Consider the following 19924-nt stretch of genomic DNA (forward strand, 5'->3'; position numbering starts at 1 on the left):
GCTTGAGCATAATGAGTGGTTTCATGAAAATTTATAACTATATAGAGCAAACATTCTTTTTTACGTTAACCCGTAAAATAGTCGGTAATTTAAGTTTTGTATTATTGTTCCAAGCAATTACGTTATTTTGGCTGCATCAGAGTTTAAGCGAACAACAGCAAAGTACAGGGCTATTTTGGCTGCTTACGCTTGTGATTATATCTGGTTTTATTTTTACTCTTTTTTATATGCGTTTTTTAATTGTTCGCCCTGTTACTGCTATGCGCGATACTTTGATAGAAATAAACCAACAAGATGCAAATTTAGCAGCAAAACTTCCCCACTTTTCGTATGACGAATTTAAAGATTTAAGTTCACAATACAATATATTTACTGCCCATTTAAGTGAGTTACTCAGCACAACATATAACAGTGCTCAAGCGAGTGCACACAGCAATACACAAGTCACTGAATCAATGAAAAATACTGAGCAATCAAGTGAGCAACAAATACAGTTAAGCCACAGTATTATTAATGCCAGTATGCAAATAACCCAAAGCTTACAAGGCATAGTAAATAATACAGATAGCGTACATAACGTTAATAATGAACACCTTAACTTTGTAAAACTATCTGCGTCAGAACTCGCTGCTTTAGTAGAGCAGGTAAAACTTATTACTAATATGCTAGGTAGCTTTTCAAATACAATTGCGGGGCTAAAAGAGAACAGTGAAAACATTCGTAGTATTTTAAAAATGGTTGAAGAGTTTTCTGATCAAACTAATTTGTTAGCCCTCAACGCCGCAATAGAAGCAGCTAGAGCGGGTGAAGCTGGCAGAGGATTTGCCGTAGTTGCAGACGAAGTACGCACGCTTTCAATAAAGGTAAGTGGCGCAACTAGGCAGATTAGCGACTTTATAAGTCAGATGAATGATTTGGTAAACGAGACAAATAAAGAGTCAGAGCAATTAATGACTCACTCTAATAACGCACAAAGCTCAATTAGTGCAACCTGTGATGGCTTTACTAAAATGCTTAGTGAGTTTGAGCACAACCAGCAGCAGCTGCAACAAATAGCCAGTGCTGTACATTTGCTTGAGGGCACCCAAAGTACGACTCACCAATCGGTAGAGCAAATCGTAGCTTTAGGGGAGCAAGCTAAACAACAAATAGATACGGCATTAGCCGATAGCGAGCAATCTCAACAGCTTAGCTTACAAACCCAACAACAGTTAAAGCGCTTTGTGCACTAAGAAGCGTTTTCGGGCTCAGATAAATATGGTAAATTACGCAGCTATTAATTTAAGTGTGTAAAGCGTGTGAGCAACCCTACCCCAGACTATGAAAAATTAGCCCTGCAAATAAAAACCTGGGGGCAAGAGCTTGGCTTTAGCGAAGTGGGCATTACTGATATTGACTTATCTAAGCACGAAGCCCAATTGCAACGTTGGCTTGATGCAGGCTACCACGGCTCGATGGATTATATGGCTGCCCACGGTATGAAACGCGCCCGCCCTGCTGAATTAGTGCCTGGTACACAACGTGTTATATCCGTAAAAATGAATTATCTGCCTCCCGATGCTGGCTTTGCAAAAACCTTAAAAAATAAAGAAAAAGCATATATAAGCCGCTATGCATTAGGTCGTGATTACCATAAATTAATGCGTAATCGTTTAAAAAAACTCGGCCAAAAAATAGAGCAAGAAATTGGCGAGTATGGCTTTAGACCCTTTGTAGATTCAGCCCCTGTACTTGAGCGTCAACTTGCCGAAAAAGCCGGCTTAGGGTGGCGTGGTAAGCATTCGTTATTAATTAACCAAGAAGCTGGGTCGTGGTTTTTTTTAGGCGAGCTATTTATTGATTTACCTCTACCAATTGATGCAGAAAACACCTTTGAAGGCTGCGGTAAATGCGTTGCTTGTATTACTCTTTGCCCAACAGGTGCAATTGTAGAGCCCTACGTTGTTGATGCACGTAAATGTATATCGTATTTAACCATAGAACACCAAGGGCCAATACCAGAGCAGTACCGAACTTTATTAGGCAATCGTGTTTATGGTTGTGATGATTGCCAGTTGGTATGTCCTTGGAATCGTTATGGACAAATAACTGACGAAAATGATTTTCATCCTCGCACTCAATTAAAAGATAAAGATTTACTTGAGCTGTTTGCTTGGGATGAGCCTACATTTTTAAAAAACACCGAAGGCAGCCCTATTCGTCGCATTGGCCACGAACGTTGGTTACGTAATTTAGCAGTTGGTTTAGGTAATGCAGAGTTCAGCCCCGCTATTATTAATGCCCTACAAGATAAAAGCCAAATATGCAGCGAACTTGTTTTAGAACATATTGAATGGGCACTTGCTCAGCAAAACGATAAACAACGATTACAAATTCGTAAAACAGCTAGGTTAATTAGAATTGTAGAAAAAGGCTTACCAAGGGATGCATAGCACCGCTTAAGTAAACCTTTATATTGCGAAGTAACTAGTTTTTCAAAAGTAACAATAGATCTTGTTCTATCTCTGTAAAGGCTGCTTTGACTTGTTTAACAGACTCTTCTCTTGCTACTGAGTTTTGGATAGTTTCATCTACTTTTTTATAAATAAACACCTCCTGATCTTCATCCAGTCCCATTGATGGGATACGTTCTTCGAGCTCTTCTTGTAACTGTTTAAACACTTTTTCGTTGTTTTGACGGTTTTCATTCAACAAGCTAATTAAGCTATGAAACTTACTATGAACAGTACTTGCTACGGCATTAAGTTTCGCTCGTTGTGATTCAAGCATTTTCTTGGTCATGATGGCGCGTAGCTGCTGCTCGGTAACACTGACAATAAAACATACGTGGTCGCGTATACGACCATGCTTGTCAGGGTCATGATCGGGCATATTTAAAATGAGTAAGCTAATCAATTCATAGTTAACTAAAATTCGGTGCGAAAACTCATGTAAGCGCCCTTTGTTTTTCAGCATTTCAAATAGCTCCACCACAATAGGTGAACACACGCCGTTTAGCGCAAAGTGGCTAATTTCATTATTTTCTCTAAATTCTACATTGCTTTGTAAATCAAAAGACTGAAGGCAATCTACAAGCGCTTTACCTAGCTCTTGAGGATCGTTAATAAAGCCTATGTTTTCAACGTAGTTAACTATTTGCCCCATTTCACTGCTATTGGCCATTGCATTAAATGCAGTTGATGTTGCATCTTCAACTTGCTTTTCTAGGCTTTGCTTTTCAACGAGTACTTGATTTAAATTTTTAAGCTTAGATTTAAGTTCGTCATGGCCAAAAGGTTTTACAATATAATCTTCTGCGCCAACAGAATAGCCTTCCATGCGTTCTTCAACAGTGCCGCGAGCAGAAACAAACATAACAATAATGTGTGCGGTATTTGGATTTGCTTTAAGTGCTTTACATACTTCATAGCCGTTCATTTGCGGCATACTTACGTCGAGTAATATAACCTGAGGCATATAACCTTCAACCATGTTTAAACACTCAGGACCATTTGTTGCTACTTGTAATTCAAAATCAAGCTCCTCTAAAATTTCCTCAATAATTTCAAGGTTAAAGGGTTCGTCATCAACGGCAAGTATTTTAGTTAAGGCCATAATTTATCATCCATTCAAATTCTTTAAAAAGTTACTTGGTATGCCAAAAAACAATTAATTAGTGTGTTGTATTAACTGATCTTCAGCTAAATGCTCGTCTAAGTTTATTTCTAATGGCACTTGTATAGATATAGTTGCACCACCATTTTCGTTGTTACGTGCAGTGATTTCACCTTGGTGTAAAGATACAAACTCTCTACACAATGCAAGGCCTAACCCTGTGCCACCAGCACCACTATTTGTTTTACTGCTTTGCACAAACTTAGTAAAAATATGCTCCAACTCATCTTCTGGTATACCGACCCCATTATCGGTAACCTCTATAGTAGCAAGCTTATTATCTGACTCTAAATTTACCCGTATTTTACTTTTAGGTTCGCTAAATTTAAGTGCGTTACCTAGTACGTTTCGAAGTAACTGGTTTATTTGCTCTTCATCACATTGTGCAATTACAGGTAATGGCTGTGCGGTAAATATAATCTCAATTTCTTTTTCCATTGCCGTACCAGACACATCATCAATACTTGTTTTAATAATATTCGCTAAATTATAGGGACGAGGGTTAAATGGAAACTTGCCTACATCTAGCTTAGATAGGTCGAGTAAATTATTTAGTAACGACAGTAAACGCTCACCACTACTCTCTATTCGCGATAAATACTTAATGAGTTTTTCTTTTGCAAAATCTCCAGCTTCTAATTTACTTAAACCAAAACGAGAAAAGCTTAAAATAGAGTGCATAGGTGTTCGAAGTTCATGCGACATGTTTGCTAAAAATTCTGATTTACTTAAGTTTGCAGCCTCAGCCACATTTTTAGCATGCTCGAGTTGTGAAGTACGCGCTCTTACTTGCTCTTCAAGAACATCTTTTGCTTCAAGTAATAAATCCTCTTTTTGCTTAAGATGGGTTACATTTTTAAATATGACCGCAAGTGCTATTTCGCCATGGTGATCTATCTCATTAAAAGAGCCAACTAAGGGTATGTAACCTCCTGCTGTTTTAGATAAACGTAAATCGCAGCTAAATTGTCGATTACTATTTAATGTCGAAATCTTATCTTTAATACCTAAAATTGAATCATCATCTAAAAAATCAAATACTGATTTACCTTCGAGTTCATTAAACGGTAAGTTAAATAGTCTCAAGCAAGCATCATTAGCTTCTATCACTCTACCGCACTTTTCAAATAACATAATTGCATCGGGCGTATGTTTATAAATAACCTGAAGTAGGCTGTCTTTTTCTATTAGGGCATCAACCGTATCTTGTAGCCTTTCGACAAGTTCTGCGTTATGGCGTTTTAATAGCTCTGTTTGCCACAGTTTATGTATTGATTGTAATAATGAGCTGTCGTTCAATGGCTTAATAAGTACGTCTTCTACACCTTGACGAATAGCTTCAATCATTGAAACTTGATCAGGGCGTGAGGTAAATAACAAACAACGACAATGCGGTTGGGTTACTTTTAAATTTGAAAAAATTCCTAAACCTGTTCCGTCATCTAAAATAAAATCGCTTATCAGTATATCTATTTGCTTTTCTTTCGTAATTTCTAAAGCTTCTGCAGAGGTGGTTGCTGTATGAGTCTCGATATGAGCACCGATCAAGCTGCTTTTCATTTTTTCGAGACGTTCAGGAACATGATCGACGAGTAAAATAGTAGGTAATTGCAAAATATGGTTAGAGCCCAATTCTAATAGGCTCTCTAAAAGAGAAGTAATTTCTTTATTAGAAAAAAATGGGTAGACCACGGTTGCGTCAGGCGCAATATGATTTAGCTCGCTAAACGCAGTTAGTTGTTCACCGCTTTGTGCTTTTGGCGCAAGCAGCATAAAGCGCTCTTGCGCTACTTCGCTTACAAGCGGTTTTATAGAATCAACAGGCACACCATGGGCAACAACAACTAAGTCGTAATCGCCTATATTGGTATACATGTCTAGCATGCTGAAATGAATTAATTCGACCTCACACCCTATTAATTCTAAAAGCACTTTCACACGCATCGCGATGACACTACTACTATCAATAATTAATATTTTTCGAATCATCAAGCCACACTTCAAATTAATAAACTTAATATCCTAACAGCGTAGTCTATTTTTATTTAATTGGCATAAAGCCCTATCGTTTTTTTGTAAAAAAATATTACAAGGTTTCATAAAACAGTTTATTTAAGATGCTTTCCAAAAATAGTCAGGCTGTAGGGCTTGTTATCCATTATGGCAACGCTTGGTAGCTCGCCCCATATTTCAAAATCAAAATGCTTAAACAATTTAACACTGGGTAAATTATGACTAAAAATAAAACCAAGCAATACTTTAATATTTAATTGCTTAGCTTGTGTTTGAGCAAATATCATTAGCTTTTTACCAAGCCCTTTACCTTGTGCTTTACGGGTAATGTAAATGCTCATCTCTACTGTGCCATCGTAAGCAGGACGCCCATAAAATGATTTATAACTTACCCAAGCAAGTACTTGGTTATTTTCGCAGTAAACATAAATAGGCCTTTTATCGTTATGGCTATTAAACCAGTCACGCTTTTCGTCAACAGTAACTTCTTCGGTATCTGCAGTTACCATTCGCCCTGCAATGGTTTCGTTATAAATGGCTACAATTTCACTAAGATCATCAATAGTTGCTAAACGGGTTGTCATAGGTCATTCAAAGGTTGATCAATTTGTTTCATATTAGCGTATGATTATCCAATCAAACAATTGAAAAGTTTAGGTAATGTAATGCTAAAAAAAATTATAATAGGATTAATGGCTTTATTTATTAATGCCCCACTCCACGCTGAAACATCATCAACTATTAACCAAACCTCTACCCAAGACTGTCAAGATTTTACCAATGTCGATATTCGAAAGCTTCGCTCAAAAGAATCTATTAATTTATGCCAATTTAAAAATAAGCCTTTATTAATAGTAAACACGGCAAGCAACTGTGGTTTTACACCCCAATTTAAAGGCCTTGAAGCGCTATATCAACGATACAAAGAACAAGGTTTAGTCGTATTAGGGTTCCCTTCTGATGATTTTTTTCAAGAAGAGGATAGTGAAAAAGAAACTGCAAAAGTATGCTTTGTAAATTATGGTGTAACCTTCCCTATGTTTGCTACAAGCGAAGTGCGTGGTAGTAAAGCGAATCCAATTTTTAAATATTTGAATGAGCAAACTAGCTCTCCAAATTGGAACTTTTATAAGTACTTAGTGTCTGCTGATCGTGAGACGGTTTTACGGTTTAACAGCAAAGCAGCACCTGATTCAGAACAAATGATTGCTGCAATTGAAACTGTGCTTTCTGATAAATAAGTTTATACTGGTACAATTAGTTGAAACTAACTAGAATGATATTTTAATTCGGTTAAAAAAAACACCACACTATACTCGGGAGATTTTATGACAGTAGCAAGCGCACGACATATACTTGTAGACAGTGAAGCACAATGCTTAGACTTAAAAACAAAAATTGAGCAAGGCGAAGACTTTGCTGAATTAGCCAAAGCGCATTCAAACTGCCCATCAGGTCAAGATGGCGGTGCTCTTGGTGAGTTTGGTCCTGGTATGATGGTTCCAGAGTTTGATAAAGTTGTGTTTTCAGCTCCAATTAACCAAGTACAAGGCCCTGTGCAAACTCAATTTGGTTATCATTTACTTGAAGTTACTAGCCGTTCAGAATAAATTTAACTGTATCGTAAGTAACGTTTTATAAAAGCCGCTTATGCGGCTTTTTTATGGAGTAATTATGCAATTAATTGGTTCTGTACCTTCACCTTACGTGCGCCGAATTAGAATTTGGGCACAACAAAACAACTGTAAACTAGAGCTTGTGAGTCTTGATATATTTTCTGAGCAAGATCGCCCTACTATGGCCAGTAAAAATCCAGCTCGAAAGATTCCTATTCTGGTAGATGGCGACTTAACACTTAGTGACTCTAATTCTATATTGCGCTATTTACTTGAAAAAACAGGTCAACCAAAACTAACGTGGCCGCAAGAGCACTTACTTACGACTATAAATGCCTGTAACGATTCGCTAGTAGAAATGTTGCTATGTGAACGCTCTGGATTTGACACCAAAAGCGATAAACTCTTTTTTAATTTGCAAAACGAACGAATTGAACAAACATTAAGCTTTTTAAATACCCATTTAAGCGATGAAGAATTTAAAAGCTGTGAATACCTCAACATCAGTTTATACTGCCTGCTTGATTGGATTTGCTTTCGTGAATTAACTGACTTTAGTCAGTATTCAGAGCTTGTTGCTTTTCATAAGCAATATGGCAAGCGTCAAGCAGCAATAGATACTAATCCTCGTCACTAATTTAAAAAGGTAAACACATGAGCGATATCGAAATTGAATCACAACTAGTTAACTTTGTAGAAAAAGTACGTGTTAGCGAAGTAATTTGGGCACTTGGTGCAGAAGATAATGGCTTTGTAGTGTGCGATTCTAACCAATTTGACGAAACTGACGTACTACTGCTTTGGGAAAGTGAAGAAGCAGCTAAAGCGCAATGTAAAGAAGAGTGGAAAGACTACAGCCCTGTAGAAATAAATCTTGATGAATTTTTAGATGCATGGGTTGAAGATTTAAATGAAGATAACGCACTTGTTGGCATTAACTGGAATGATGACCAAGTATGTACAGAGATTGAACCTACTGGTTTAGCTCGCGCATTAAGTGAATAATACTTTATACGCTTTATTTTAAGAGCGGATAAAACCCGACTAGCATCTACTGCTAGTTGGGTATAAAATAAAACACATCATTATTTTCAAGGTATTACGTTGAAAACCCATCTTGGTCGCCGGCCCTTTTCAGCCATGGAACTGCACACTCTTTATAATGGATATATATACGGTGATTTTAAAGTTGCACGTGAGCAACCAAAACACTGGCATTTTTGGCTTCCTCTAATTGCATACTACAGTGGTGCATATAGCGATGAAATTGGCTATCTAACGCTTGATGATCTGTCCCTTGAAAAAGATGTCTTATGTTTTAATTTTCATACTCACGGTAAGATAAAACCTCGCTTAGTTCCAGTGCATCAGGCACTTATAGATGCCGGGTTTAATGAATATTTAGCATTCATAAAATCACAAAATCAACAACGATTAATGTTCGACTTACCCGCTAAAACTGGCAGATACAGTGAAAAAGTCCGTATTTGGTTTTCAGGTGAAGGTGAGCGAGCCGGCTATTTACAAAAGTGTGATATACCAAACGTTGATCAACTCGGTATGAAAACAGCCATAAGCAGCCTTCGTCTTAACTTTGAGCAACAAGTGCGTATACATGCTCTGCAAGCCAACTCTAAAGACGCCTTTAATTATCTCATGGGATTTAACGAATACCCACATAATGAATTTAAGGACGTGCTTTTATTAAATAACGTGATCCAAAAAATACGTATTATTAACTCACACCTGCATTGGCAGCGTTTTATAACACGCGAAAGCCACTGACAAACTTTGTTACTATTTCCCCTTAAAGTCATCGTTATAATCAATTACTCTATTAAAAAAAAACTGTTAGGATATCTAACCCCCTAATAATATGAGCATAAAAAAGCCTATTTAGGGTAGTTTCTAACAACAACAATCTAGGGATCACTATGTTTCTTAAAAGCCTCTTAACAGTGAGCGTTGCTTTGGCAATGGGTGCTGCAAACGCTAACGAATTCGTTATTGAAAAACTCGCAAAACCAAGTTCACAACAGGTATCGTTAACACTCGATCCGAGCCAAGATACATTCACAGGGATGACTGAGATTTCCCTAGAAGTACTAAAACCAACAAAATACATTGAATTAAATGGCGTAGCTTACGCTGTTAAAATGGCGCAACTGCTTGGCGACGAAAACTGTGACTTAAACAACGAAATGCTTAAAACAGGTAAAGTTAAATTTAGCTGTGATGAGCAAATTCAACCAGGTAAATACACCCTTAAAGTTGATTTTTCAGCGCCATATAACCGTCAAAGTGTTGGTTTATACAAAACGTTAGACCAAGGCACACCTTACTTATTTACTCAATTTGAAATGAGTGATGCACGCCGTGCATTTCCTGTTTTTGATGAGCCAAGTTACAAAATTCCATTTCAGTTAACGATTACCGCGCCTACATCACAAAAAGTATATTCAAATACGCCAGAACTAAAAACAACGGTTGATGGCGATATGACCACACACTTTTTTGATAAAACGCCGCCAATTCCTTCATACTTAGTCGCGATGGCTGTTGGCCCATTTGAAGAATTAGATATTAAAGGCATGCCAATTCCTGGTCGTGTAATTACCCCTCAAGGTAAAATTCACTTAGCCCAATACGCAAAAGAAAACATGCCAAAAGTACTGGGCGCACTTGAAGCGTATTTTGGTATTCCTTACGTTTACAAAAAATTAGACTCAGTAGCGGTACCAGAGTTTCCATTTGGCGCAATGGAAAACTCAGGCTTAGTAACCTACCGAGAAGATATTTTATTAGTTGATTTAGCTGCAGCAACACGCAGTAAAAAACAGCGTAATGTATCAATTATTGCTCATGAACTTGCTCACCAATGGTACGGTAATTTAGTAACCATGAAATGGTGGAACGACTTATGGTTAAACGAAGCATTTGCTAGCTGGATGGCTGCAAAAATTACTAAACAGCTTAACCCTGAGTTTGAATCGCACTTAGACCTGCCACAAAACAACGTAATGGCACTTGATGCACGCCTAAGCACCAAGCCTATTCGTAAGCCAATTAAAACTGAAGCCGACATTATGGACGGTTTAGGTCTTGCTTACAGTAAAGGCAGCTCAGTACTTGCTATGGTTGAAAACTGGATTGGCGAAGATGCATTTCAAAAAGGTATTCAAAGCTACTTAAAAGAGTTTTCATATAAAAATGCTGAAGCGGCCGACTTATGGGAAGCACTTGGTAAAGCGTCAAATAAAGACGTAGCGAGTGTTTTAAAATCGTTTATTGAGCAATCTTCTTTCCCACTAGTTAAAGTAACTCAACAAGGTAGCAAAGTAACTATTTCACAAAGCCGCTTTGTAAACGCAGGCGTTGATGCGCCAAAGCAGTTATGGAATGTACCGGTGGCAATTAAATATGGTGCTGGCGATAAAGTGAAAACAGCAAACGTATTACTTAATAAACAAAGCCAAACACTAGATTTAGACTTTGAACCAGAGTGGATTTATCCCGACCAAGGTGCATTAGGCTACTACCGCTGGGTAATGGATGATGCACAATTTAGCGCACTTGTTAAAAAGGCGCCAAGCGTACTGAGTGACCGTGAACGCTTAGCGTTACTATCTGCTACTGATGCGCTACTTGATGCTGGTGTTATATCTGCTGCTAAGTTAATGCAAACACTTGAAGTGTTCGTAAGCGATAGCCACCCTCGCGTAGCAAATACCGCACTAGGTTACTTAGTATCGCAACAGCGCACTTTTAAAGACGATAGCAATAAAGACCTATGGCCTGAATTTATTCGCGGTGCAGTAACGCCTGCTGCTAAAAAATATGGTTTAGAAGCAAAAGCGGGTGAAGATGGAGCTATTGCACAACTTCGTGCGGCCGTTGTATCACGCTTAGGTTTTGATGGTGAAGATCAAAACGTCATCAATAAAGCCAAAGAACAAACGCAAGTTTATTTAAATGATCCACAAAAAGTAGACCCATACTTAGCGGGTACGTACTTAACTCTTGCTGCTTTTCATGGTGATAAAGCACTGCTTGATCAATTCATGACAACGTTTAAAACGACTAAAGATCCGCAAGTACGCACAAACATGCTTGCAGCTATGGGCTTTTTTGGTAAACCTGAGTTACAAAAAGCGGTATTAGCTTATAGCTTAACGGATGAAGTAACGGCATCTGACATGCGTACTATTTTGTCAGGTCAAAGTTACACAGATGAGCGCCAAGCATTATTTATTAATTGGGTTTACAGTAACTACGATAAAGTAACAGCAAGCTTACCGCCGTTCTTTATACCTAACTTGCCGTACTTTACAACTGCAAGCTGTGATGCAGAAAGTTTAGCGACAACAAAAACCTTCTTTAACGAAAAAGTAGCTGATGTAGCTGGTTACGCTCGTACATTAAGTAAGCTTGAAGAAAGCACAAACGATTGTATCGCGCTTAAAACACGTGAACTTGAATCGGTTAATAGCTTTTTAAAAAGTAAGTAATTATTAGGTTTATTGAGCTATAAAAATACAAAAGCCGCTGAAAATAAATTCAGCGGCTTTTTACGTTTATATTTTTGCTTTATTAATTACCAATAATCATAGTTAGCTTGGCTATAAAATCTTTGGCTGCTTGCTCAGAATTTATTTTAAACGCAACACCGTAGTGAATAGGTTGAGCGCTTTTAAAAATGCGCGTAGGAAAGCGTGTCATCTCACTGCTATGGAAGTACCCTTGCGCACGCGTTACGCCATCTATATCATTAAAATCATCGCTAAACACTTCAAATGCTGGGCGAATTACTATTTTACCCTTGCCGCTTTCGCTGTGGGTATAAAATGCTTCTTTAGAGTTTACTAACATGTACTCTGCAATATTTTTAATCTTAAAATTACTTCTGCACTGTAATTTAATGAGCTGTTCTGTCAGCTCGTCTGCACTATAAGCCACGTGTAATCCCTATTAGTTAATTTGCGTATTAGATTAACGCATACACACAATAAAATCTGAATTTATTTGTCTGCTTCACTTTGTTATATCACATACAAAAGCGAGTTTTTCATTGTTGTAACTCATTCTTGTTATATTTGTTTCGCAGTAGGTGCTTAAATTAAGCCATTGCGATACTTCATCACTTCCATCAAGTTTACGCTGATAAACGCGGTTTTTAATAGCATAAGCAATGGTCGCATTATCTTTTAAAATAAAATCTTGAACTTGAGCCGGTAACCTTAATAGGTCTTCAACTTGTTTATCTTGTGGATTAAAACTCGCTAAAATGTGTTGCTCGTTTTTAGTGTAACTAAATAAAAATGCAGCCATTGAGTTGTTATAAATAAGCGTTCGGCCAATATTACTGGCAGCTATTTCCCCCTTCGCTTGTGCAACAGAAGTATATTGAAGCGTGTGAGGCTTTCCTAAAATAAACATCACTAAATCATTTTGGACACCCCATGCATGGTATCCAACAGGTTCAATCCAATCAAAAATACGACGTGGCGCATCTTCATTTTTGAGTGGGTATTGCCACAATTTTTGCTTACCGTCAGCTTCTACAACAATCGCTGATATCGCATCACCACTTGGCATAACTGTTGGTGAGTATTCGCTTACGGGAGAGTTAGTTATATTGGTAACTTTTTTTGACGTGAAATCATAATAAGCAATATCAGTTTGGCTTTGCCCTTTATTAATTACTTCATGAGTAAAGTATAAACCTGTACTTGTTAAGTGCGGTTGGTTGTTATAACTATTTTTATCGCTCACAATACTAACTTGTACCCCGAAAGGTGTATTTAAATCAGCAAGTAATACTTGGCTTTTTGGCATGCTAGCCTGCACCACTATTGGGTTCAGCGCTGCTATAGAAAATAATCCAAGTAATGGTTTAATAAGTTTCATGCTTTCTCTCGTTTTAATTTTAAGCACCTCATGATAACGTTATTTGCTGATGGCGTCACTTGAGCTAAGTCAGTCAACTCTTAAGATACCCAAACGACTTAAAATAATGTTAAGTTTAGTCTGGTTATAAAACCTGGTCCTAAAAAAGAGAATTAACATGTCAGCTAAAAATCCTATTATTGCGATTACGGGTTCATCTGGTGCGGGTACAACCACCACAACGAATGCAATTAAACATATTTTCCGTAGCCTTAATATTCAAGCGGCTTTTGTCGAAGGAGATAGCTTTCATCGTTACACTCGCCCCGAAATGGATAAAAAAGTTCGAGAAGCACAACAAGAAGGTAAACATATTAGTTACTTTGGCAGAGAGGCCAATGACTTTGGCGCTTTAAAAACGCTGTTTGAAAACTATAGCGAAACAGGTCAAGGAAAGTTACGCCGCTACTTACATACCTTTGATGAAGCCGTTCCGTACAATCAATTACCAGGTACATTTACACCTTGGCAAGATCTTGACCATAATACTGACATTTTGTTTTATGAAGGGTTACACGGTGGTGTAGTTGATCAAGATGTAGACGTTGCAAAGCATGTCGATTTATTAATAGGCATGGTTCCAATTATTAACCTTGAATGGATTCAAAAATTAATACGCGATACATCCGAACGAGGCCATTCTCGCGAAGCGGTTATGGGCTCTATTGTGCGCAGTATGGATGACTATATAAATCATATTACCCCGCAGTTTTCTCGTACCCATATTAATTTTCAACGCGTGCCGACCGTTGATACATCAAACCCATTTAGCGCCAAAGATATTCCATCTCTTGATGAAAGCTTTGTAGTTATTCGCTTTAGGGGGATTGATGATGTTGATTTTCCTTATTATTTACGGATGATCGAAGGCAGTTTTATGTCTCGTATTAATACGCTTGTAGTACCAGGGGGCAAAATGGGCTTAGCTATGGAGCTGGTTCTTACTCCACTTATTAAAGATATTATTTTGAAAAAGCGTGCACTGGAAAACTTAGCACCTTTGGATATACCTATTTAACTCCTCTTCTAAGATTGAGCTCTCTCACGTACACTGCTGATTTTAGTAACAATAAGGGACATTGTGTTGTACTCATTAAAAATTATTGTGGGTTCTAAAAACCCTGTAAAAATTAACGCGGCTAAACATATTTTTGCAATGTATTTCCCTGAACATGAAATTGATTGCCAAGGTGTTGATGCCCTATCCAATGTGCCAGATCAACCTATTGGCGAAGAAGAAACACGTGTTGGCGCACAAAACCGTGTTAATTATTGCAAAGAGCATTACCAAGCTCACTACTACGTGGCAATGGAAGGCGGTGCAAAGCAATTTAGCTATGGTGCAGCAACCTTTGCTTACGTAGTTATTGATAATGCCTTAAATCAGGTTGTAGGGCGCAGCAGCAACCTCCCCTTGCCTCAAGTGCTTTATAACGCATTACTTAACGGCGAAGAGCTTGGCGATGTAATGGACAAAGCATTTAATACCACCAACGTTAAACAAAAAGGGGGCGCTATTGGGTTACTTACAAACAATCACGCCACGCGCGAAAGCACCTATACACAAGCACTCACTTTAGCTATGGCGCCCTTTCTACACGTAGATCTCTACAGCCAAACAAATTAATTTAGGAAGTTTAATGAAATACAACTATGTATTGTTTGATGCAGACGAAACCTTATTTAGGTTTGATATTTTAGCGGGCATGACTCGCATGTTTAAAGCTTACAACGTAGATTTTAGCCAAGACGACTATATTCATTATCAAAAAACCAATAAGCAGCTGTGGGTTGATTATCAAAATGGCACTATTAGCGCAGATTACTTACAAGTAACACGCTTTAATGAATGGGCTTCAAAACTCAATGTGCCCGCAAAAGAGCTAAACGATGCTTTTTTAGATGCTATGGCGCAAATTTGCGAGCCATTACCTGGTGCTATTGAGCTTTTAAATAAACTTAAGCCAAATGCTCGATTAGGTATTATTACTAACGGATTTGCCCGCTTACAAACCGTACGCCTTGAGCATACTGGCTTAAAAGATATGTTTGAATGGTTAGTAATATCTGAACTTGTGGGTATAGCAAAACCAAATAAAGCGATTTTTGAGCACACATTTGAGCTAATGGGTAACCCAGATAAAAGCGAGATACTTATGGTGGGTGATACTGCTGCAAGTGACATACTTGGCGGCAACAATGCAGGTATTGATACTTGCTGGTTACAACACCCTGGTGAGCAATTAGCCGATGGAATAAAACCAACCTATACAGTAACTCATTTAAATCAGTTACAAGCTCTTTTAGAGTTATAATAGAGTAAATTTTACGCAAAAAAAATGACGCTAATTAGCGTCATTTTTTATAACTGTTTGTGAGCTGTTCTTTTACTGCTTTTAGGCTGGAGCTAACTCAAGACCGGGTGCAGGCATCGTCACAGGCGTTTCAAATGTTGCCCACTCCCATGCTGACTCTGTAGCCATAATTTTACGTAGTAATTTATTATTTAAATCATGACCCGATTTAAATGCAGTTACTTTACCCAAAAGGTTATGACCTGTCATAAACATGTCACCAACACAGTCTAATATCTTGTGCTTAACAAACTCATCGCTATAACGTAAGCCATTAGGATTTAAAACTTTGAATTCATCAAGTACCACAGCACTATCCATGCTACCACCTAGCGCTAGGTTGTTTGCATGCATGTATTCAATATCTTTCATAAATCCAAAAGTACGCGCACGGCTAATTTCTTCAATAAAGCTTTGCGTTGTTATATCCAACCCAATGCGTTGGCGACTTTCATTGATAGCTGGGTGGTTAAATGCAATCTCAAAATCGATATGAAAACCATCATATGGTTCAACTTCAGCCCACTTACCATCTTCTTCAATGCGTACTTTTTCTTTAATACGGATAAAGCGTTTAGCAACGTTTTGTTCTTCAATTCCGCCTTTTTGTAACAGATATATGAATGGTAATGCACTACCATCCATAATCGGCACCTCTGAGCTGTCTAATTCTACAATTAGATTATCAATGCCCATTGCAGCAACAGCTGCAATAAGATGCTCAGTAGTTGATAAGCGAACACCATCTTTGTTAATTAAACAGGTACACAACTGCGTATCACCAACGGCTTCAGGTGTTGTTTCAAAATCAACAACCGGATCAAGGTCGACACGACGAAATACAATCCCAGTATTTGCGCTCGCAGGTCGGAGAGTTATTGTGACCTTCTCACCTTTATGAAGTCCAATTCCTATGGCTTTGACTACTTGTGCAATCGTACGCTGTTTAATCATAGGTATGCTCACTTTTAAATCAGTTACAGTTAGACGGCGGAGTTTAACATAAATCCTTTTGCCTTTCAATATTTGTACATATTTCAAACAAAAGTATTATTAAATGTTAATCTGCCTGCTTACGTAAAAAAGCGGGAATATCAAAATAATCACCACCTTCTGATTTATCTGCTTTTTTACTATTTTGCGCTGAAGAACTTGAACTACTTGAACTCGTTGAAGGCGCTTTTTCTTTACTTTGCGCTTGCTCTTTAGTCGTATTTTCTTCAGCGTTTGTATCTTGGCTTGCAAAGCTTGGTACGTACATACTGCTCGTTTGGTTTGATGTGCTTGCAACATCAGAACCTGATGCTTTTTTAAAGCCGTTATCAACAATACCAAACTGTGGACGGCGATCGCCGCCTAAACCAGTTGCAACAACCGTTACACGTAGCTCATCAGTCATCTCTGGGTCGATTACCGCACCAACAACAACCGTTGCGTTTTCTGACGCAAGTGCTTTAACGTGATTACCAACAATTTCAAATTCTTCAATCGCAATGTCCATACCAGCGGTAATATTAACTAAGATACCTTTAGCACCTGTTAAATCAACGTCTTCTAGTAGTGGGCTTGAGATAGCGGCTTCTGCAGCTTCTTGTGCACGATCAGGACCTGACGCAGACGCCGTTCCCATCATTGCAGTACCCATTGCAGACATTACTGTTCTAACATCGGCGAAATCCACGTTAATTAAACCAGAACGTGTAATTAGCTCTGCTATACCTTGTACCGCACCAAATAATACGTCATTAGCTTTAGCGAAGGCATCTAGAAGTGTAGTCCCTTTCCCTAAAACTTTAAGCAATTTATTGTTAGGAATTGTAATAAGTGAATCTACAATTTCTGACAATTCATTAATGCCTTGTTCAGCGGCTGCTGCACGTTTTTTACCTTCAAAATCAAAAGGACGTGTTACAACTGCAACGGTTAAAATACCGAGTTCTTTAGCAATTTTAGCAACTACCGGTGCTGCACCAGTACCTGTACCACCGCCCATACCGGCTGCAATAAATACCATATCGGCGCCTTCAAGGCTGGCACGAATTGTATCTGCATCTTCTTCAGCCGACTTACGGCCTACTTCAGGGTTTGCGCCCGCACCTAACCCAGAGGTTATTTGCGTGCCTAGTTGAACTGTAATATCGGCAGCAGAGTTACGTAATGCTTGCGCATCCGTATTAGCGGCTATAAAACGCACGCCTTCTATTTGTTGTTTTACCATGTGCTCAACAGCGTTACCGCCACCACCGCCCACGCCGATTACTTTTATTACAGCTTCTTCGCTGTGTTGTTCCATTATATCAAACATGTTTACTCTCCGACTTGAGTCTTAAAACTCGCCTTGGAACCATTTAGTAATGCGGTTCCACCAATTATTGTTATCCTCTGCTTTCGACTTTTGTGCATTCATCGATTGCATGGTACGCCCGTATTGTAACAAACCAACAGCGGTTGCGTACGAAGGATCATCTACATAGTCTGTCAAACCAACCATCCCGATTGGTTTGCCTATTCTTACTGGCATTTGGAAGATGTCTTCTGCCACTTCCATAGCGCCAGTCATTTTAGCAGTTCCGCCTGTTATAACGAGACCTGCCGCAATTTGGTCTTCTAAGCCTGAACGACGAATTTCTTCCATCGCAAGCTCAAATAATTCTCTAAAACGAGGCTCTACCACCTCAGATAATGTATGGCGCGACATCAACCTTGCTGGTCGCCCGCCTACACTTGGTACTTCAATTGTGTCTTCGCTACTTGCCATTTGGCTACTAGCACATGCGTATTGTACTTTGAGTGACTCTGCATGTGATATAGGTGTGCGAAATATTTTTGCAATATCACCAGTAACTTGGTTACCCGCTACAGGTATAACGGCAGAGTGACGAAGTGCGCCATTAATATAAATGGTGATATCCATAGTACCGCCACCAATATCAAGTACTGCAACACCTAGCTCTTTTTCGTCATCTGTTAGTACAGAATAGCAAGACGCAAGGGCAGTAAAGATAAGTTGATCGACTTCAAGACCACAGCGTTCTACACATTTTTCGATATTTTTTGCCATGTCGTTTGAGCACGTAATGATATGTGCACGCGCTTCCATACGAACGCCGCTCATGCCTAGTGGGTTTTTAATGCCCTCTTGCATATCAATGCTGTATTCTTGTGGCAATGCATGTAGCATTTTACGCTCTGCTGAAATAGGCACAGAACGCGCAATATGTATTACGTTTTCAATGTCTTCGTCAGTGACTTCGGTGTTATTAATTGCCACCACACCACTTTCGTTTTGACACTGTATATGTTTGCCAGAAATACCCAAATACACAGAGCTTATACGACAATCAGCCATTAACTCGGCCTCGTCTATTGCTCGTCGAATAGACTCAGACACTAAGTTTAAATCGTTAACGCCGCCTTTATCCATACCATGAGATACTTGGCTGCCCACACCAACAATGCTGAGCTTGTTATCTGCGGTGATTTCACCTACCGTGGCAACCACTTTCGAGGTGCCAACGTCTAATCCTATTACTAGGTTTCTTTCTGCTGACTTAGTCATGCCTTACTCTTATTTTGTAATTGTTCTTCTTGCATTGGCTTAAAGCTTACTGCAAGGCCGGTATCATACCGTAAATCGATTGTATCTACTTGTGCATCTGCACGTTGTTCCATTCGTGGATAAACGTCTATAAAACGTTGTACACGCTTGGCTTTATCTTTACGCCCTAAATTTAAGCGAATCCCGTTATCTAGCCAAAGTTGCCACGAAAAACGCTCCGATAATGCCAAACTTGTTAATGTTAAACCATTAACTCTGAGCATTTCATCAAATTGCTTAAAAGCAACCCACGCCTCTTCTTCGCTACCTTCTGGGCCATATAACTGCGGTAAGTTATCATCTAACTTATCGCTGCTGGCTTGAAATGCTTGGCCACTTTGGTTGAGCAACAAGTCGCTATTCCAGTGAGCAACTACTTCATGTTCAACTACATACACCTGTATAGTATCAGGCCATTGTTTACGTACCGAAGCGGTAGCAACCCAAGGCAAGTCTTGAACTAGCTGCTGCACGTGCTTAACATCAAGTTCAAAAAAACTACTTAAATCGGCTTTTTTAATTGCTTTTATAATTGCCGTTTCATCTGTGTATTTGGGATGCCCTTGCACTGTAAGGTGCTTAATTTGAGCATCTTTATTTTCAACTAACCAATCAGATACACCTGTGGTTATTTGTACTAAGCCTATAACCACAACCAGAAAAAAACTCACTCCAAAAATCAGCGACCAATTAAAGTTAAGTTGCTGTTTTAGTTGTTGAGCTTTTTCTAAAAGGGGATGCAT

20 protein-coding genes are annotated in these 19924 nt (G+C 38.7%); 11 read left to right on the forward strand and 9 right to left on the reverse strand.

Annotated features, from left to right (window positions below; translation table 11 throughout):
- The first annotated feature begins 11 nt into the window (after positions 1-11).
- The gene (locus tag H5126_RS06805; protein WP_024594634.1) at positions 12-1232 is read left to right on the forward strand and encodes a methyl-accepting chemotaxis protein; all 1221 of its coding nucleotides are present in this window, start codon (positions 12-14) and stop codon (positions 1230-1232) included.
- A gap of 66 nt (positions 1233-1298) precedes the next feature.
- Positions 1299-2432, forward strand: a complete 1134-nt coding sequence (gene queG / locus H5126_RS06810) for a tRNA epoxyqueuosine(34) reductase QueG (protein ID WP_024594635.1) — start codon at positions 1299-1301, stop codon at positions 2430-2432.
- A 34-nt stretch (positions 2433-2466) separates the two neighbouring features.
- Here queG and H5126_RS06815 read toward each other — a convergent pair whose 3' ends face one another.
- From H5126_RS06815 to H5126_RS06825, 3 genes are all read right to left on the reverse strand, one after another.
- Positions 2467-3594: a PleD family two-component system response regulator gene (locus H5126_RS06815; RefSeq protein WP_154903872.1), complete on the reverse strand. Its 1128-nt coding sequence runs from the start codon at positions 3592-3594 to the stop codon at positions 2467-2469.
- Between the two features lie 54 nt (positions 3595-3648).
- Complete coding sequence (locus H5126_RS06820; RefSeq protein WP_154903871.1) at positions 3649-5643, reverse strand: ATP-binding protein; 1995 nt, start codon at positions 5641-5643, stop codon at positions 3649-3651.
- Between the two features lie 119 nt (positions 5644-5762).
- Entirely contained in the window at positions 5763-6251 is a 489-nt protein-coding gene (locus H5126_RS06825) for a GNAT family N-acetyltransferase (RefSeq protein ID WP_149602143.1), read from the reverse strand.
- A gap of 81 nt (positions 6252-6332) precedes the next feature.
- Here H5126_RS06825 and H5126_RS06830 point away from each other — a divergent pair, with 81 nt between their 5' ends.
- The 6 genes from H5126_RS06830 (at position 6333) to H5126_RS06855 (ending at position 11791) form a co-directional block, all read left to right on the forward strand.
- Positions 6333-6908, forward strand: coding sequence for a glutathione peroxidase (locus H5126_RS06830; protein WP_002958010.1), 576 nt, complete (start codon positions 6333-6335; stop codon positions 6906-6908).
- Between the two features lie 87 nt (positions 6909-6995).
- Entirely contained in the window at positions 6996-7277 is a 282-nt protein-coding gene (locus tag H5126_RS06835; protein ID WP_002958009.1) for a peptidylprolyl isomerase, read from the forward strand.
- A 64-nt stretch (positions 7278-7341) separates the two neighbouring features.
- Positions 7342-7920, forward strand: a complete 579-nt coding sequence (locus H5126_RS06840; RefSeq protein WP_024605976.1) for a glutathione S-transferase family protein — start codon at positions 7342-7344, stop codon at positions 7918-7920.
- 17 nt (positions 7921-7937) lie between these two features.
- On the forward strand, positions 7938-8288 hold the full coding sequence (locus H5126_RS06845) for a DUF2750 domain-containing protein (RefSeq protein ID WP_002958007.1): 351 nt from the start codon (positions 7938-7940) through the stop codon (positions 8286-8288).
- A gap of 99 nt (positions 8289-8387) precedes the next feature.
- Positions 8388-9068 (forward strand): hypothetical protein, encoded by a 681-nt coding sequence (locus H5126_RS06850; RefSeq protein ID WP_138488564.1) that lies wholly within the window; start codon positions 8388-8390, stop codon positions 9066-9068.
- A gap of 149 nt (positions 9069-9217) precedes the next feature.
- Entirely contained in the window at positions 9218-11791 is a 2574-nt protein-coding gene (locus H5126_RS06855) for a M1 family metallopeptidase (RefSeq protein WP_182719878.1), read from the forward strand.
- 82 nt (positions 11792-11873) lie between these two features.
- Here H5126_RS06855 and H5126_RS06860 read toward each other — a convergent pair whose 3' ends face one another.
- Positions 11874-12239, reverse strand: a complete 366-nt coding sequence (locus tag H5126_RS06860; protein WP_007376965.1) for a hypothetical protein — start codon at positions 12237-12239, stop codon at positions 11874-11876.
- 75 nt (positions 12240-12314) lie between these two features.
- Positions 12315-13190 (reverse strand): hypothetical protein, encoded by an 876-nt coding sequence (locus H5126_RS06865; protein ID WP_182719879.1) that lies wholly within the window; start codon positions 13188-13190, stop codon positions 12315-12317.
- A gap of 157 nt (positions 13191-13347) precedes the next feature.
- Here H5126_RS06865 and H5126_RS06870 point away from each other — a divergent pair, with 157 nt between their 5' ends.
- The 3 genes from H5126_RS06870 to yjjG all read left to right on the forward strand — a co-directional run bounded on the left by H5126_RS06870 (position 13348) and on the right by yjjG (position 15544).
- The gene (locus tag H5126_RS06870; protein ID WP_002958002.1) at positions 13348-14247 is read left to right on the forward strand and encodes a phosphoribulokinase; all 900 of its coding nucleotides are present in this window, start codon (positions 13348-13350) and stop codon (positions 14245-14247) included.
- A 63-nt stretch (positions 14248-14310) separates the two neighbouring features.
- Complete coding sequence (yjjX, locus tag H5126_RS06875; protein ID WP_182719880.1) at positions 14311-14856, forward strand: inosine/xanthosine triphosphatase; 546 nt, start codon at positions 14311-14313, stop codon at positions 14854-14856.
- Positions 14857-14869: 13 nt separating this feature from the next.
- Positions 14870-15544 (forward strand): pyrimidine 5'-nucleotidase, encoded by a 675-nt coding sequence (yjjG, locus tag H5126_RS06880; protein WP_182711439.1) that lies wholly within the window; start codon positions 14870-14872, stop codon positions 15542-15544.
- 81 nt (positions 15545-15625) lie between these two features.
- Here the strand turns inward: yjjG and lpxC are convergent, their stop codons facing one another.
- From lpxC to H5126_RS06900, 4 genes are all read right to left on the reverse strand, one after another.
- A complete protein-coding gene (lpxC, locus tag H5126_RS06885; RefSeq protein WP_002957999.1) occupies positions 15626-16537 on the reverse strand; it encodes a UDP-3-O-acyl-N-acetylglucosamine deacetylase in 912 nt (303 codons plus the stop codon).
- 106 nt (positions 16538-16643) lie between these two features.
- A complete protein-coding gene (gene ftsZ, locus H5126_RS06890; protein WP_058154155.1) occupies positions 16644-17888 on the reverse strand; it encodes a cell division protein FtsZ in 1245 nt (414 codons plus the stop codon).
- A 21-nt stretch (positions 17889-17909) separates the two neighbouring features.
- Positions 17910-19142 carry a cell division protein FtsA gene (ftsA, locus tag H5126_RS06895; RefSeq protein ID WP_007582937.1) on the reverse strand — a complete coding sequence of 411 codons (1233 nt, stop codon included), beginning with the start codon at positions 19140-19142 and terminating at the stop codon, positions 17910-17912.
- Positions 19139-19924 carry a cell division protein FtsQ/DivIB gene (locus H5126_RS06900; protein WP_002957996.1) on the reverse strand — a complete coding sequence of 262 codons (786 nt, stop codon included), beginning with the start codon at positions 19922-19924 and terminating at the stop codon, positions 19139-19141. Before H5126_RS06900 ends, ftsA begins: the two co-directional genes overlap by 4 nt.

The organism is Pseudoalteromonas sp. SG45-3, from assembly GCF_014164075.1.
Classification (GTDB): Bacteria; Pseudomonadota; Gammaproteobacteria; order Enterobacterales; family Alteromonadaceae; genus Pseudoalteromonas; species Pseudoalteromonas distincta.